We start from the raw sequence: 1,628 nt of genomic DNA on the forward strand, positions 1-1,628 counted from the left end.
GTGCAGCTCCATCAGCAAAAGGGGATGATAAGTTTATCACCACCGACTATTTGCAACAGTGCCCAAATGCGCCAGTTATAGGGGAAATCTATACTCATCTGATGGCGATATTCTCTAGCTTTGAACGCAACCGCAATATTGAAAGAACGCGCTCAGGCCTTGCAGCTGCACGCGCAAGGGGCCGTGTGGGAGGGAGAAAACCGTCACTTTCTGAAGAAGATGTTAAACAAATTAGAATCTTACTTGCTGATCCTGAAATGACAGTTGGTGCAGTTGCTAAGCGCTTCAACGTTTCTCGCATGACTATTTATCGCTACACCACAAAATCATGAATGACCGCAGCATGGCGGTTTTATTTTCTTATGCCCGTCAGGGCATGGAAGGCGACCACGCCGGACTTAAACGGGCACCGGCCGCAAATCGCCGGAAACCGCAACGCTGACCGTATCGCCCGGCCCAGCCCCTCCCTGCAAAGCCATAACCCAGCCCGCCGCCACGCAGCTGCCGCACGTCCCCCACGGTGGTGCGCAGTGGGCGCCGCGCGCCTGCGCGCGGGAACGGCGGCCCGCCTTCGGGTCGCGGCGCCGTACTGCGCGTTAGCGGCCGCACGCGGCCGGTTACGGGGGACACTACGCCATACGACCAGCGACCCGCTGAGCTGCACAATCCACGGATAACACAAGCTACATACATGTCGATATGGGAATCGGCCCACCTTGCCGGGCTGCGTAATTGCATCGGACTTGACTACCCATTTGCATTTTACTTGGTGACCGTTTGCAGATTACTTGACCATCACCAACTAAATCTGTCCCATTAGATTTAGTTGGCGTAAGGCCTTACATCTTAACGGCTGCTGTGTGCCAAAAGCGGAAGTTGGAGTGCCAGAGGCGCTCTAAAAATTAATGGTTCGTTATGCAGGGATACAAACAAATACCTGCATGGTTTCTATGGCTTTTTGATTGGATTCATGTATGACGGTAATGCCTTCATTCCGTCAGCTTTTGGGAAGGTGCGAACAAGTCCCTGATATGAGATCATGTTTGTCATCTGGAGCCATGGAACAGGGTTCATCATGAGTCATCAACTTACCTTCGCCGACAGTGAATTCAGCAGTAAGCGCCGTCAGACCAGAAAAGAGATTTTCTTGTCCCGCATGGAGCAGATTCTGCCATGGCAAAACATGGTGGAAGTCATCGAGCCGTTTTACCCCAAGGCTGGTAATGGCCGGCGACCTTATCCGCTGGAAACCATGCTACGCATTCACTGCATGCAGCATTGGTACAACCTGAGCGATGGCGCGATGGAAGATGCTCTGTACGAAATCGCCTCCATGCGTCTGTTTGCCCGGTTATCCCTGGATAGCGCCTTGCCTGACCGCACCACCATCATGAATTTCCGCCACCTGCTGGAGCAGCATCAACTGGCCCGCCAATTGTTCAAGACCATCAATCGCTGGCTGGCCGAAGCAGGCGTCATGATGACTCAAGGCACCTTGGTCGATGCCACCATCATTGAGGCACCCAGCTCGACCAAGAACAAAGAGCAGCAACGCGATCCGGAGATGCATCAGACCAAGAAAGGCAATCAGTGGCACTTTGGCATGAAGGCCCACATTGGTGTCGATG

At 53.4% G+C, this 1,628-nt stretch carries 1 protein-coding gene and 1 pseudogene; both read left to right on the plus strand.

Going from position 1 to position 1,628, the window contains the following annotated elements; all coding sequences use genetic code 11:
• Positions 1–332: recombinase family protein (locus HMPREF1144_RS32490; protein WP_227500456.1), on the plus strand; the 332-nt coding region annotated here is incomplete at its 5' end.
• A gap of 743 nt (positions 333–1,075) precedes the next feature.
• A pseudogene (locus HMPREF1144_RS23990) lies at positions 1,076–1,628 on the plus strand (IS5-like element IS5B family transposase); the annotation flags it as partial.

The organism is Klebsiella sp. OBRC7 (assembly GCF_000293135.1).
Classification (GTDB): Bacteria; Pseudomonadota; Gammaproteobacteria; order Enterobacterales; family Enterobacteriaceae; genus Klebsiella; species Klebsiella michiganensis.